The sequence below is a fragment of the Aeromicrobium sp. Leaf289 genome, from assembly GCF_001423335.1.
Taxonomy (GTDB): domain Bacteria; phylum Actinomycetota; class Actinomycetes; order Propionibacteriales; family Nocardioidaceae; genus Aeromicrobium.
Window position 1 is genome coordinate 407,532 of sequence record NZ_LMNK01000001.1, and the last position, 13,629, is coordinate 421,160.

Consider the following 13,629-nt stretch of genomic DNA (forward strand, 5'->3'; position numbering starts at 1 on the left):
CTGCGCTAGGAGACATTCCACTCGGCGACGAACCAGCCGACGCCGAGCGGCGCGTCGTCGAGGTGCAGGCGGGCCTCGACCCCTGAGCCGTCGACCGGCGCACCCTCGGTGGCGTGCAGTCGAGCGGACACGGCGTCGCCCACCGTTCGCCATGCCTGTGCACCTGCGCACAGCAACGAGTCCGCGAGCTCGAGGTCGATGCCGCCCAGCGCATCGGCGTCACCGTCGGCCAGTGCCGCGGCGATCGTGGCGTCGAACGGCTCGGCCCGGTCGTCGAGGTGTCCGGGCGCCCGCTCGGAGCGCCTGGCCGAGCCGTCGGCCATGACCAGCACGGCGGAGTCGTCGAGGTCGGACGCGTGAACCTCGTGCACGTACACGCGCGAGCCCGTCCAGCCTGCTTCGTCGAGCAGCCACGCACCGACGGTGTGGGTCAGCCCGAGCCCGCCGTCGGGGCCGCCTGCGGTCACGTCGATCCCGTGCGGCGCCAGCGAGCCACCGGCTCGCTCGTCCGCCGGAGCCGGCGGTGCCTCGGACCCGACCACGAGCACGCGGGCCGGGGCGTCGTCGACGAGCCTGCGGACGGCCGCGAGCGCCTCGACCCGCACCGCGTCCATCTCGCTGACGTCACCGACCAGAGCACCTGCGGCGACCAGGGGTGAGCAGGGGCAGAACACGACGCTGGGCACGGGGCGAGCGTAGGCGGTGCGCGCTCGACCCGCCGGACGAGCGCCCCCGTGGCACCATGACCTGGTGCCCGCCTACCTGCCCGACGAGGACGCGTGGCGGTACGACCTGCCGCCGGTGTCTCCCGGGTGGCGGTGGATGGCTCTCCTGGCACCACTGGTGGCGCTCGCCGTGGCTGCGGCCGCCACGTTCTCCCTGCTGCACTCCCTCGAGGAGGACGAGCGCGGCTACCTCGACGACCCCGAGGTGACCGGCGTCGTCACCATCGCCTGCGCGATCATGACGTCGACCGTGGACGGACTCCGGGTCGGTGGGCCGCCGCGACGACAGGCCGCCGTGCTGGCCGACCAGAACCTCGCGGTCGAGCGGATGATCGACACGGTGCGCCGGATCGACGCCGCAGACCGTCGGTCCGACCGCCCACTGGACGCGTGGCTCGAGGACTGGGACAGCCTCCTGCGTGCACGTGACCGCTACGCCCGTCAGGTGAGCACCGGCTTCGACGCGACCTTCCGCGTGCCCACCGGACCCGACGACCGTCCGGTCGTCGAGCGGATGGACCGCGCCGCCGAGGGCACCTGCCGCGTGCCCGACGTGCTGGTCGACCCGTTCTCCGCCGGAGACCAGGACGTCTGACGCCGCAGCGCTCGAGCGTGCCCGCGCCTAGGCCTGAGCGGCCTTGGCCTCGGCCTTCTTGGCCTTCTTGAACTGCCGGACCTTCTGCAGCGAGTCGGCGTCCACGACGTCCGCGACCGAGCGGTAGCCCTTCTTGGCGTAGTCGCCCGAGGCCTTCGTCCAGCCCCGCGGCTTCACGTCGAGCTGCTTGGCCAGCAGGGCCGTGAAGATCTTCGCCTTCTGCTCGCCGTAGCCCGGGAGCGCGGTGAGCCGCTTCATGAGCACCGGCGCGCTGCCGACGTCGGACCAGATGCGCGAGGCGTCGCCGTCGTACTCGTCGACCACGACCTTGGCGAGCGCCTGCACGCGCCCGGCCATGGACCGGCCGTAGCGGTGGATCGCCGGCGGGGTGGCGCAAAGGTCGACGAAGGCGTCGGGCTCGGCGTCGGCGATGGCGGCGGGGTCGAGCGTGCCGAAGCGCTCGAGGATCTTGGCCGGCCCGCGGAACGCGTGCTCCATCGGGTACTGCTGGTCGAGCAGCATCCCTACGAGCAGCGCGAACGGGTCGTCGCTGAGCACGCGGTCGGCTGCGGGGTCCTGCGCGATCGTCACCATGCACCCATCATCCCAGGTCGAGCGGACCGCGACGGGGCGTGGCAGGTCAGACCGGCTCGGTGAGGGCGAGGAGCATCCGCGGCAGGGTCGTGCGCAGCGTGTCGATGTCGACCGGACGGTCGTCGACGAGCGAGCTCAGCACCATGGCGTCCCACATGCCCATGAGGATCACGCTGACGTCCTTGACGTCGAGGGTGAGGCGCAGTCCCACCGCCTCGAGCGCGACGGTGAGGACGTCGGAGATGCCGTCGATGACCTCGTGCCACCAGCCGACGAACACGTCGCCGCCGACGTCGCCGCGCAGTCCGCGCGTCTGCAGCTCGAGATGGAGCAGGAACATGTCGAGGTCCGGCGGCTGCAGCAGCACGAAGCGCTCGAGGATCGCACCGGCGGCTTCCTCCGGCTGCAGTCCCGCGAGCGTGGAGGGGTCGGCCGCCTCCTTCAGGGTCCGGAGGATGGCCTCCTTCTCGCGCATGACCAGGGCGACGACGAGATCGTCCTTCGAGTCGAAGTTGGAGTAGAACGCGCCGCGGGTGTAGCCGGCCTCCTCGCACAGCCGCTCCACCGAGACACCCTGCAGACCCTCGCGGACCAGGAGCGTGCGCGCGGCGTCGAGCAGACGCTCACGCGTGGCGGCGCGGCGGCGCGACACGGGATCCGGGCTCGAGGCAGACGTGGTGGACACGACACTCAGGATACATTGCTGTATCGGATACAGAAACGTATCGTTGCTCTCATGTCCACGTACCTCTACGAGCTGGGGCGCCGCTCGTTCGTCCACCACACGCGCGTCCTGCTCGCGTGGATCCTCGTGGTGATGATCGGCGCCGGCGCCGCCCTCACCCTCGGCGACGGCACGCGCGACGAGTTCGACATCCCCGGCTCGGAGGCCAACGACGCCTTCGCCGACCTCGGCCGCACCTTCCCCGAGCTGGCCGGCCTGTCCGCCTACGTCGTGGTCGTGGCGCCCGACGGCACCTCCATCGACTCCGAGCGGTCACGTGCCCTCGTGGAGCGGACCGTCTCCGACCTCGAGCGCGTGGACGGCGTCACCGACGTGACCTCGCCGTACGACGAGATGGCCCGCGACGCCTCGATCTCCAAGGACGACCGCGCGGCCCAGGTGCAGGTCCAGCTGTCGGGCGGCTTCGAGAACGTGACCGAGAAGCTGAAGACCGACCTGCAGGACACCGGCTCGAGCCTGGAGGACTCCGGCTACACGGTGGCCTTCGGCGGTGACGCCTTCTCCAACACCGGGCCCAAGCTCTCGATCATCGAGATCATCGGCGTCGTCGTCGCGCTCTTCGTGCTCTACCGGATGTTCCGCTCGTGGCGAGCGGCGTTCCTGCCGATCATCACCGCCCTCGTGGGCGTGATCGTGTCGATGGAGCTCATCTGGACGGCCACGGGCTTCCTGTCGGTCTCGTCGACCGCTCCCCTCCTGGCGCTCATGATCGGGCTCGCCGTCGGCATCGACTACGCCCTGTTCATCCTGTCGCGGCACCGCGAGCTGATGAGCGAGGGCGTGCCCGCGGAGGAGGCGGCCGCCCGGTCCGTCGCCACCGCCGGCTCCGCCGTGGTCTTCGCCGGCGTGACCGTCATGATCGCGCTCGTGGGCCTCGCCGTGGCACGCATCCCCTTCCTCACCGTCATGGGCATCGGCGGGGCGCTGGCCGTGGCCGTCGCGGTCGCCGTGGCGCTCACCCTGCTCCCCGCGCTGCTCGGCCGCGCCGGCGACCGCCTCAAGGCGAAGGAGGGCGAGCGTCCCCCGGGCGGGTTCTCCCGACGCTGGGTCCTGCTGACCACCAAGTTCCCGGCCGTGGCCATGGTGCTCGTGGTCGGCATCCTCGCCATCGCCACCCTGCCCGTGAAGGACCTGCAGCTGGCCCTGCCCGACAACGGCACCGAGCCGGTCGGCACGCCGCAGCGCGACTCCTACGACCTGGTCGACGAGTACTTCGGGCCGGGGTACAACGGGCCGCTGCTCGTGACCCTCGACGTCATCACCTCGCGCGACCCGCTCGGCGTCGTGGCCGACGTCGAGAAGGACCTGCGCGCCACGCCGGGCGTCGAGCAGATCGGCCTGGCCACGCCCAACCGGACCGCCGACACCGCCGTGGTGCAGGTGATCCCGTCGACCGGACCGGCCGACGCCGCCACGGCGGACCTCGTGGACCGGATCCGCGCCGAGGCGCCGGGCTGGGAGAAGGAGCACGGTGTCGCCGTGTCGGTCACCGGCCTCACCGCCGTCGGCATCGACGTCTCCGAGCGGTTGCAAGGTGCGCTGCTGCCCTTCGGCGTCCTCGTGGTGGGTCTGTCGGTGCTGCTCCTCATGGTCGTGTTCCGCTCGGTCCTCGTGCCGGTCAAGGCGACGTTGGGCTTCATCCTCTCCACGGGTGCGGCGTTCGGGGCCGTGGTCGCGGTGTTCCAGTGGGGCTGGTTCGCCGACCTGGTGCACCTCGACCAGACCGGTCCGCTCATCTCCTTCCTGCCGATCCTGCTGATGGCGGTGCTGTTCGGCCTGTCCATGGACTACGAGGTCTTCCTCATGTCGCGCATGAAGGAGGAGTACGTGCGCACCGGCGACGCCGACCGCGCCATCATCGACGGCTTCGTCGGCAGCTCACGTGTGGTCACGGCCGCGGCGGTGATCATGCTGGCCGTGTTCGCCGCCTTCGTGCCCGAGGGCGACGTGAACATCAAGCCGATCGCGTTCGCGCTGGCCATCGGTGTGTTCGCCGACGCCTTCCTCGTGCGCATGCTCTTCGCCCCGGCGGTCATGCGCTACGCCGGCGACCGGGCGTGGTGGATGCCTGCGCGGCTCGCGAAGGTCCTCCCCCACGTCGACGTCGAGGGCGAGGCCCTGCACCGCAGGGTCGAGCTGGAGTCCTGGCCTCGTCGCGACTCCACCGCGGCCGTCTCCGCTGCCGGGCTGACGCTGCAGACGCCGGAAGGCTTCGTCTACAACGACGTCACCCTCGAGGTGCCCGCCGGCGACTGGTTGGTCGTGCACGGCCCCAGCGGCAGCGGCAAGACCGCCCTGCTGCTCACGATCGCGGGCCGCATGGCGTTCGACGAGGGCCGGCTGCGCGTGGCCGGGCACCTGCTCCCGCAGGAGTCGCCGGCCGTCCGCGAGGCCGTGGCCCTCGCCGAGTTCCGCGACGTGAACGACCTCGACCCCAACCTGACCGTGGACCAGCACATCGCCGAGCGGCTCTCCATCCGCACGTTCGGGCTGTGGGTCTCGCGCTCGAAGGTGACACCCGTGCGGAACTCGATGAACCGCGCGCTGGAGGCGGCCCACGACGAGGCGGGCCTGCCCTTCCAGGAGGTCGCCGGCACGAGGCTGGTGTCCGAGCTGACCCGCCTGGAGCGCAAGACGCTCGGGGTCGTGCTGGCGCTGCTGGCCGACCCGCAGGTCGTGGTCGTCGACGACGCCGACGACCTGCGCGCCACCGAGCACATCGACCTGCTGTGGTCGACGCTCGCCCATCTTCTGGAGCACCGGTCGACGGCGCTCGTCGCGGGCGTCCAGGCCGCGTCGTCCGCCCCGGCCCAGAACACCTCGACACCCTCCCCCCGGCTCCACCTGCTGGAGCTCGACACCCGTCGCACCCTCGATGAGCTGATGATCTGATGTTCCCCTCCCCGTCCCTGCCCTGGTTCGAGCTCGCGCGGTTCCGCCGCAGCCGGATCACCCGCGCCGCCGTGCTCGCGGTGGCGATCGTGCCGCTCTTCTACGGCGCCCTCTACATCTGGGCGAACCTGGACCCCACCGGGCGGCTCGACAACGTCCAGGCCGCCGTGGTCAACGAGGACGAGATGATCGAGGTGGCCGGTCAGGACGGTGAGAAGCAGCCCGTCGCCGTCGGCCGCGAGCTGGCCGCGAACCTCATCGGTGACGACTCGAGGAACAACTACGACTGGCTGCTCACCGACGCGGCCGACGCCCGGGCCGGGCTGGCGGACGGCACGTACAAGGCCGTGCTGACCATCCCGAAGGACCTGTCGAAGGCGGCCACCTCCACGAGTGGGGACCCGTCCGCGGCGGTGCAGGGTCGGCTCGACCTCAAGACCAACGACGCCGTGAACTTCGTCAACGGCCAGATCGCCGACCGCATCCTCGACGCCGCCAAGTCGTCGCTCAACGCCCAGGTGACCGAGACGTACCTCGGCAACCTCTACCTCGGGTTCACCGACATCAAGGCGTCCCTGGAGGAGGCCGCCGACGGCGCCGGGCAGCTGGCCGACGGCGCCGGAGAGCTGACCGACGGCGCGAACCAGCTGAGCGACGGCACGGCACAGCTGGCCGACGGGGCCACGACGCTGGCGGACGGCACGCGTCGGCTCGCCACCGGGGCGAACCAGCTGGACGACGGCGTCGGACAGCTGGCGGGCGGTCTCGGAGAGCTCGAGGACCGCACGGCTCCCCTGCCCGGCCAGACCGAACGGCTCGCCGACGGTGCCGAGCAGGTGGCCACCGGCGTCGCCGGGTTCGACCGGATCGTGCAGCAGGTTGCGGGTGCCATCTCCGGCAGCACCGACGAGATCGACCAGCGCCTCGGGACGCTGGAGCAGAGCCTGCGCGACGCGGCCACCACGTGCCGCGAGAGCGGTGCACCCGCCGCGCAGTGCTCGGACCTCGACGCCGCGGCCGACTCCGCCGCCACGGCGCGCACCCAGCTCGACGGACTCGTCGGGCAGGCAGGGACGATCGGGGAGCAGTCGGCGGCACTGAGCCGGGGCGCTCGCCAGGTGGCCGACGGCAACCGCGAGCTCGCCGACAACGTTCCTGCCCTCGTCGGGGCGATCGGTGACGCCGCCGACGGCGCCGACCGACTTCGCTCCGGCACCTCCCAGCTGGCCGACGGCGCCGACGATGCCGCCACCGGTGCCGATCGCCTGGCCGACGGAGCCGGCCAGCTCACCGACGGGGCCAACCAGCTGGCCGACGGCGCGGGCGCGCTGCGCGACGGTGCACTGGAGCTGCAGTCGGGGCTCAGCGACGGCAGCGAGCAGGTCCCGGACTACACCGAGGACGAGCGCGACCAGCTGGCCAAGACCGCGGCCACACCGGTGACCGACGCAGCCGACCGTCTGAACAAGGTCTCGTCCTACGGCGAGGGACTCGCGCCCTACTTCATGGCCCTGGCGCTGTGGGTCGGTGCGATGTCGATCTACCTGCTCCTGCGGCCGCTCTCGGCGCGTGCCGTCGCCTCGGCCGCCGGCAGCGTGCGCACGGCCCTGGCCGGGTTCGTCCCCGGCGCCGCGCTGTCGCTCGTGCAGGCCGTGCTGCTGGTGGGCGTGCTGCTCGGGGTCGTCGGCGTCGGGGCCTCGCAGCCGTGGCTCCTGCTCGGTCTCGCCGTGCTCACCGGTCTGGTCTTCACGGCCATCAACCAGACGTTCATCGCCTGGTTCGGCGGGGCTGGACGATTCCTCGCGATCGTCTTCGTATGCCTGCAGCTCACGGCCGCGGGCGGCACGTACCCGATCGAGACCTCACCGTCGTTCTTCGGGTTCCTGCACTCCTTGCTCCCGATGACCTATGCGGTCCACGGGTTCCGGGCGGCCACCGCCGGTGGCACGGAGGGCGTCGCGTTCGACGCGTTCGTCCTCGTGGTCTTCGCACTGCTGGCCCTGGGTGCCACGGCGCTGGCGGCGAGGCGGCGGCAGCGGGTCTCGATCACGAGACTGCACCCGACCCTGCAGGTCTGACCGGTCTGCGAGGCACGGTGATCTCAGCCGCGCACGGGTTGCGACCCGTGCGCGGCTGAGGTCTTCGTGCGCCGTGCGAGATTCCCAGGTCGACTTGGAAATCTCGGGGCGGGAGTGCCGGAGGGGTCAGCGGGCGCAGGCGGGTGCGTCGGCGACCGGGAGCGGGGCCGGTACGCCCACGGCGGGCATGCCGAGGGAGACGGCGGGGCGCACCTCGGTGCGACCCTGACGGGCCTCCCACGCGTCGCCCGCGCGCGTGCGCCGGTACGACACCGGCTCGGCGTCGCTGACGAGGTGGTGCGGGGCGGCGTGCGTGACCGTGACCTCCACCAGGTCGCCGGGGCGCACGGCGTGGTCGCCGGGGACGAAGTGCACGAGGCGGTTGTCGCGCGCGCGGCCGGTGAGGCGCTTGGTCTCGTGGTCCTTGCGGCCACCGGCGGCGCTGTGGTCGGAGACGAGGAGCTCGACGGTGCGACCCTCGAGCCGTTGATTCTCCGCCCACGACGTCTCCTCGACGAGGGCCGCCAGGCGCATGTACCGCTCCTGCACGACTTCCTTCGGCAGCTGGTCGGGCAGCATCGCCGCGGGCGTGCCGGGGCGCTGGGAGTACTGGAACGTGAAGGCGCTGGAGAACCGGGCCTGACGTACGACGTCGAGCGTGTGCTGGAAGTCCTCCTCCGTCTCGCCGGGGAAGCCGACGATGATGTCGGTCGTGATCGCGGCCTCGGGCATCGCCTCACGGACCCGGTCGAGGATGCCGAGGTACTTCTCCTGGCGGTAGGAGCGACGCATCGCCTTGAGGACGCGGTCCGAGCCGGACTGCAGCGGCATGTGCAGCTGCGGCATCACGTTGGGCGTCTCCGCCATGGCGGCGATGACGTCGTCGGTGAAGTCCTTCGGGTGCGGGCTGGTGAAGCGCACGCGCTCGAGGCCCTCGATCTCGCCGCACGCGCGCAGCAGCTTGGCGAAGGCCTGGCGGTCGCCGAACTCGACGCCGTAGGCGTTCACGTTCTGGCCCAGCAGCGTCACCTCGACGACACCGTCGTCGACCAGCGCCTGCACCTCGGCGAGGATGTCGCCGGGCCGACGGTCCTTCTCCTTGCCGCGCAGGGCGGGGACGATGCAGAACGTGCACGTGTTGTTGCACCCGACGCTGATCGAGACCCAGGCGGCGAACACGGAGTCCCGCTTGGTCGGCAGCGTGGACGGGAAGACCTCGAGCGACTCGAGGATCTCGACCTGGGACTCCTCCTGCACGCGTGCGCGCTCGAGCAGCACCGGGAGCGACCCGATGTTGTGGGTGCCGAACACGACGTCGACCCACGGCGCCTTGTCGGTGATGGTGGTGCGGTCCTTCTGCGCCAGGCAGCCTCCGACCGCCACCTGCATGCCGGGGTTCTTGGCCTTGAGGCTCGCGGCGTGCCCGAGGTTGCCGTAGAGCTTGTTGTCGGCGTTCTCGCGCACGGCGCAGGTGTTGAAGACCAGGAGGTCCGGGATGCCCGCACCGTCACCGGCCTTCTCGTAGCCCGCCGTCTCCAGCAGGCCCGACAGCCGCTCGCTGTCGTGCACGTTCATCTGGCACCCGTAGGTGCGCACCTCGTAGGTCTTCGCCCCTGGCGACGTCGCTGCAGTCATGACCGCACGAGTCTACGGGGCGGGCACCGCGCCTCGTCCCGCACCGAGCCGTCCCGTGCGTTCGGCGGAACGACCGACGCATCTGCGGCACCATGGCGCCATGGGTCGTCTCAAGCGTCTGCTGCTCGTCGCTGCAGCACTGGCCGTCGCCGGATTCGTCGTGGTGGCGGTCGGGCAGAGCTCGTCCGACGCCGACGAGGCCGAGCCGTTCGGCTGGTACGCCTACCCGCCCTCCGGCACCGAGACGACGAACGACGAGGCGTCGGCCGCCTACTCCTCGAGCCTGCAGACCACACTCGACGACGAGCCACGCCTCGGTGCCGTCACCCTGGTCGGGTTCGGCCTCGTCGGCCTCTCGTTCCTCATGACCGCCGGCATCGTCGGCACGTGGGCCGCCCGGAAGCCTGAGTAGTCGTCCGCGGTTTCAAACCCGCGGCCTGGTCGATGCCGTGAGAGCACCCAACCAGCCCATCAGCCGGGGCCGCCGTCAGGCTGCAGGGGCAGTGATCTCCAGGGCGATGCCGTCGGGGTCGCGGAACTCCAGGATCAGCTGGCCGCCGAGGTCCTTGACGTCCTCGTGATCGATGCCGAGGTCGTCGAGCACCGCGACGGCGTCATCGAGGGCGGCGCGGTCCGCGACGGCGAAGCTGAGGTGGTCGAGGCCGGTGCGGTCCTCGTCGAAGGAGTCGTGCCCCGGAGCCACGGGACGCAGGCCGAGGAGACCGCCGGGGAACTGGTAGATCACGCCGCCGAAGAGGAACGCCAGCTGCTCGCGGGTCTCCTCGTCCGGGTTCTCCGGGAGCTCGAACGCCACGTCGAAGCCGAAGACGGAGTCGTAGAAGCGGCGCGAGGCGTCGATGTCGCGGACGGTCAGGCGGACGTGGGCGTAGTCGGTGGCGGCGATCGGCACGGGGTCTCCTCGGGTGCGGTGGGGTGTGCCTCCACGCTCACACGTCCCCTGCTCCCTCGCAGGCCGAGTCGACCCGCTCAGAGGTCGGCGAGGAGCTGACGCATCCGGTCGATCTCGGCAGTCTGGTCGGCCGCGATGCTCGTGGCCAGCTCGTTGACCTGCAGGTCCGCACCCTGACGGACGACGTCACCGACCATCTCGATGGCGCCCTGGTGGTGCATGACCATCAGCTCGAGGAACTGGCGGTCGAACTGCGCACCCTTCGCCCTCGCGAGAGCGGCCATCTGTGCCTCGCTGGCCATGCCGGCCATCTCGTGCACGTCGCCGCCGTGCGACCCGTGCCCACCGTGGCGGCCCATCGGGATGTTGCCGCCCTCGATCTGCTCCTTCGTGGGCGCGTCGAGACCCTGGTCGGTCAGCCAGCCCGCCATGTAGACGATCTCGGGACGCTGGGCGCCGTCGATGCGGTCCGCCATCGTGCGCACCGCCTTGCTGCCCCCGGCCTTCGGGGCGAGCTGCGCCATCTCGAGCGCCTGGGCGTGGTGCGGGATCATCATCTGCACGAACTCGATGTCGGCGTCGTTGGCCCGCGCCCGCTCGATCTCCGGGGCCTCGTCGAGCTCCTCGGAGTCCTCCCCCGGCATGCCGGGCTGGATGATCGTGCCGTCGACCTTGCGCGACGGATCGTCCCCGGAGCACCCGGTGGCGAGCACGGCAACGGCCACGAGCACGGCGGCTGCTCCGCGGCCGAACGTGGGACTCCGACGACGCATACGTGGTTCCTTCCCCCGAAGTGTCGCCGTCACGGGAACGTCACGAACGAGTCCGCGCGTCGCCCTTGTCGTCATGACGGCTTTCAGCGAGGATAGCCACACTTCGGGGGAAGGACACACCTATGCGTATCTCGCGCAGACGGGCCACCACGGCCCTGCTCGGAGCCGCCGCCACCGGCGCGCTCACCGCGGCACTGCTCTCACCCATGGCCGCCACGGCCGAGGTGCAGGCCCGCGACACCACGTCCGACGAGTGCGACGGCGAAGTCGTGCTGTCGGAGGCGGACCGCCTGGCAGGCAACTGCCTCCCGGGCAACGACACCGCTCGGATGAACGCCAGCGGCGCCGACCTGGCACCCGGTGAGGAGGCGAACAGCAAGAACGTCGAGCGCATCGCCGCCATCGCCAAGCAGGGCGCGTTCGCCACCGAGGACGCGCTCAACAGCGACCTCGCGTTCCAGGGCAAGTACGCCTTCGCCGGCAACTACAACGGCTTCATGGTCTACGACATCTCGAAGCCCGCGAGGCCGAAGGTCGTCACGCAGGTCGTGTGCGCGGGCTCGCAGAACGACATCTCCGTGTACGACGACGTGCTGATCCTCAGCACCGACTCCTCGCGCAGCGACGCCTCGTGCCAGAGCACCGCACAGTCGGCCACCATCAAGGACTCGTGGGAGGGCGTCAAGGTCTTCGACATCTCCGACCCGCGCAAGCCCACGTACGTGTCGGCCGTCGAGACACCGTGCGGCTCGCACACCCACACCCTGGCTCCCGGCAACGGCAAGCCGGGCAAGGGCAAGGGCGGCAAGCCGGGCAAGGGCTCGAAGAACGACCTCTACGTCTACGTGTCGTCGTATGCGCCCGATGCCGCGTTCCCCGACTGCCAGCCTCCGCTGGACTCCATCAGCATCGTCAAGGTGCCGCTGAAGAAGCCGTCGGCCGCGACGATGATCGCCCAGCCCGTGCTGTTCCCCGACGGAGGCAACCCGGCCGGCGGCTACTCGCGAGAGACCAGCGGCTGCCACGACCTCACGGCCTACCCGAGCAAGGACATCATGGCCGGCGCCTGCATGGGCGACGGCATCCTGCTCGACATCGGTGACCGTGAGAAGCCGAAGGTCACCGAGAACGTGCGCGACACCGAGAACTTCGCGTTCTGGCACTCCGCCACGTTCAACAACGACGGCACCAAGGTCGTCTTCACCGACGAGCTCGGCGGCGGCGGCGCGCCCACCTGCAACCCGACCGTGGGCGACACCAAGGGCGCGAACGGGATCTACGACATCACCCGCAAGGGCGACCTGGAGTTCAAGAGCTACTACAAGATCCCCCGCACCCAGGCGAACACCGAGAACTGCGTGGCCCACAACGGCTCGCTGGTCCCGGTGAAGGGCAAGGACATCATGGTCCAGGCCTGGTACCAGGGCGGCTGGTCGATGTTCGACTTCACCGACTCGGCCAACCCCAAGGAGATCGCCTGGCACGACCGCGGCCCCAACGACGCACAGCGTCTCGTGGTCGGCGGCCCCTGGTCGACGTACTACTACAACGGCTACGTCTACTCCAACGAGATCCAGCGCGGCTTCGACGTGTTCAAGGTCGACGACCGTCGGATCAAGGGTGCGGAGCGGGTGCGCTTCGACGAGCTGAACCCGCAGAGCCAGCCGCGGTACCGCGAGTAGGGCTCGATCGCACGACCGCGAGCCGGCACTCCCACCCTCGCGGCCCCGAGACGTCGGCCGTCGATGCAGCTCCCTGCGTCGGCGGCCGACGTGTGTTCCCGTGCGTCTTCCGGCGGTGTGTCCACGGCGTTGCCGCGTCCCCGGCGCAGGTGACGATTCGGTTGCGGACTTGCAAGGACGACCAAGGACGCCGATAGGTTGTCCCGCATGGCTGACACACCCATGGTGGCCATGCAGGGGGTCCAGAAGCACTTCGGCTCCTTGCATGTGCTGCAGGACATCGAGCTCGACGTCGCCCAGGGCGAGGTCGTCGTCGTGATCGGGCCGTCGGGCTCGGGCAAGTCGACGCTGTGCCGCACGATCAACCGGCTCGAGACGATCGACGAGGGCCAGATCCACGTGGACGGCCAGCCGCTCCCCGCCGAGGGCAAGGCCCTCGCGCAGCTGCGCGCCGACGTCGGCATGGTCTTCCAGTCGTTCAACCTCTTCGCGCACAAGACCGTGCTCGAGAACGTGACGCTCGGCCCCATCAAGGTCCGTGGCCAGGCCAAGGTCGACGCCGAGAAGCGTGCCATGGAGCTGCTCGAGCGGGTCGGTGTCGAGTCGCAGGCCAGCAAGCTCCCCGCCCAGCTCTCCGGTGGCCAGCAGCAGCGGGTGGCCATCGCCCGCTCGCTCGCGATGGAGCCCAAGGTCATGCTCTTCGACGAGCCGACGTCGGCGCTCGACCCGGAGATGATCAAGGAGGTCCTCGACACCATGGTCGACCTCGCCAAGGGCGGCATGACGATGATCGTCGTCACCCACGAGATGGGCTTCGCTCGCACCGCCGCCGACCGCGTCGTGTTCATGGCCGACGGACGCATCGTCGAGCAGAACACCCCCCACGAGTTCTTCAGCGCTCCGTCGTCGGACCGCGCGAAGGACTTCCTGGGCAAGATCCTCAACCACTGATCCACCTGTTCGAACCCAACCAACCGATCGAGGGGAAGCTCCCATGAAG

General features: G+C 70.6%; 12 protein-coding genes. 6 read left to right on the forward strand and 6 right to left on the reverse strand.

What is annotated here, in order from left to right; translation table 11 throughout:
* Positions 1–5: 5 nt before the first annotated feature.
* The gene (locus ASF37_RS01890; protein WP_056578850.1) at positions 6–686 is read right to left on the reverse strand and encodes a hypothetical protein; all 681 of its coding nucleotides are present in this window, start codon (positions 684–686) and stop codon (positions 6–8) included.
* A 64-nt stretch (positions 687–750) separates the two neighbouring features.
* On the opposite strand from ASF37_RS01890, the gene ASF37_RS01895 reads away from it, so the two are divergent.
* On the forward strand, positions 751–1,320 hold the full coding sequence (locus ASF37_RS01895; protein WP_055967572.1) for a hypothetical protein: 570 nt from the start codon (positions 751–753) through the stop codon (positions 1,318–1,320).
* 27 nt (positions 1,321–1,347) lie between these two features.
* Here ASF37_RS01895 and ASF37_RS01900 read toward each other — a convergent pair whose 3' ends face one another.
* Positions 1,348–1,914, reverse strand: a complete 567-nt coding sequence (locus tag ASF37_RS01900; RefSeq protein ID WP_056578853.1) for an HhH-GPD-type base excision DNA repair protein — start codon at positions 1,912–1,914, stop codon at positions 1,348–1,350.
* 46 nt (positions 1,915–1,960) lie between these two features.
* Entirely contained in the window at positions 1,961–2,599 is a 639-nt protein-coding gene (locus ASF37_RS01905) for a TetR/AcrR family transcriptional regulator (RefSeq protein WP_162239934.1), read from the reverse strand.
* Positions 2,600–2,650: 51 nt separating this feature from the next.
* Between ASF37_RS01905 and ASF37_RS01910 the strand changes: the two genes are divergently transcribed.
* Together ASF37_RS01910 and ASF37_RS01915 are read left to right on the forward strand one after the other, a co-directional pair.
* Positions 2,651–5,551 (forward strand): MMPL family transporter, encoded by a 2,901-nt coding sequence (locus ASF37_RS01910; protein WP_056578859.1) that lies wholly within the window; start codon positions 2,651–2,653, stop codon positions 5,549–5,551.
* Positions 5,551–7,629, forward strand: coding sequence for a YhgE/Pip domain-containing protein (locus ASF37_RS01915; RefSeq protein ID WP_056578861.1), 2,079 nt, complete (start codon positions 5,551–5,553; stop codon positions 7,627–7,629). The genes ASF37_RS01910 and ASF37_RS01915 overlap by 1 nt, the downstream gene beginning before the upstream one ends.
* Before the next feature lie 126 nt (positions 7,630–7,755).
* On the opposite strand, the gene miaB is transcribed toward ASF37_RS01915, so the two are convergent.
* Positions 7,756–9,264 carry a tRNA (N6-isopentenyl adenosine(37)-C2)-methylthiotransferase MiaB gene (miaB, locus tag ASF37_RS01920; protein WP_056554263.1) on the reverse strand — a complete coding sequence of 503 codons (1,509 nt, stop codon included), beginning with the start codon at positions 9,262–9,264 and terminating at the stop codon, positions 7,756–7,758.
* 100 nt (positions 9,265–9,364) lie between these two features.
* On the opposite strand from miaB, the gene ASF37_RS01925 reads away from it, so the two are divergent.
* Positions 9,365–9,676 carry a hypothetical protein gene (locus ASF37_RS01925; protein ID WP_056578864.1) on the forward strand — a complete coding sequence of 104 codons (312 nt, stop codon included), beginning with the start codon at positions 9,365–9,367 and terminating at the stop codon, positions 9,674–9,676.
* 75 nt (positions 9,677–9,751) lie between these two features.
* On the opposite strand, the gene ASF37_RS01930 is transcribed toward ASF37_RS01925, so the two are convergent.
* Together ASF37_RS01930 and ASF37_RS01935 are read right to left on the reverse strand one after the other, a co-directional pair.
* Positions 9,752–10,174, reverse strand: coding sequence for a VOC family protein (locus tag ASF37_RS01930; protein WP_056554257.1), 423 nt, complete (start codon positions 10,172–10,174; stop codon positions 9,752–9,754).
* Positions 10,175–10,251: 77 nt separating this feature from the next.
* Positions 10,252–10,947 (reverse strand): DUF305 domain-containing protein, encoded by a 696-nt coding sequence (locus tag ASF37_RS01935; RefSeq protein WP_055967540.1) that lies wholly within the window; start codon positions 10,945–10,947, stop codon positions 10,252–10,254.
* 122 nt (positions 10,948–11,069) lie between these two features.
* On the opposite strand from ASF37_RS01935, the gene ASF37_RS01940 reads away from it, so the two are divergent.
* Both ASF37_RS01940 and ASF37_RS01945 read left to right on the forward strand, forming a co-directional pair.
* Positions 11,070–12,629 carry an LVIVD repeat-containing protein gene (locus tag ASF37_RS01940; RefSeq protein WP_056578867.1) on the forward strand — a complete coding sequence of 520 codons (1,560 nt, stop codon included), beginning with the start codon at positions 11,070–11,072 and terminating at the stop codon, positions 12,627–12,629.
* Positions 12,630–12,851: 222 nt separating this feature from the next.
* Positions 12,852–13,580 carry an amino acid ABC transporter ATP-binding protein gene (locus ASF37_RS01945; protein ID WP_156366949.1) on the forward strand — a complete coding sequence of 243 codons (729 nt, stop codon included), beginning with the start codon at positions 12,852–12,854 and terminating at the stop codon, positions 13,578–13,580.
* Positions 13,581–13,629 lie beyond the last annotated feature (49 nt).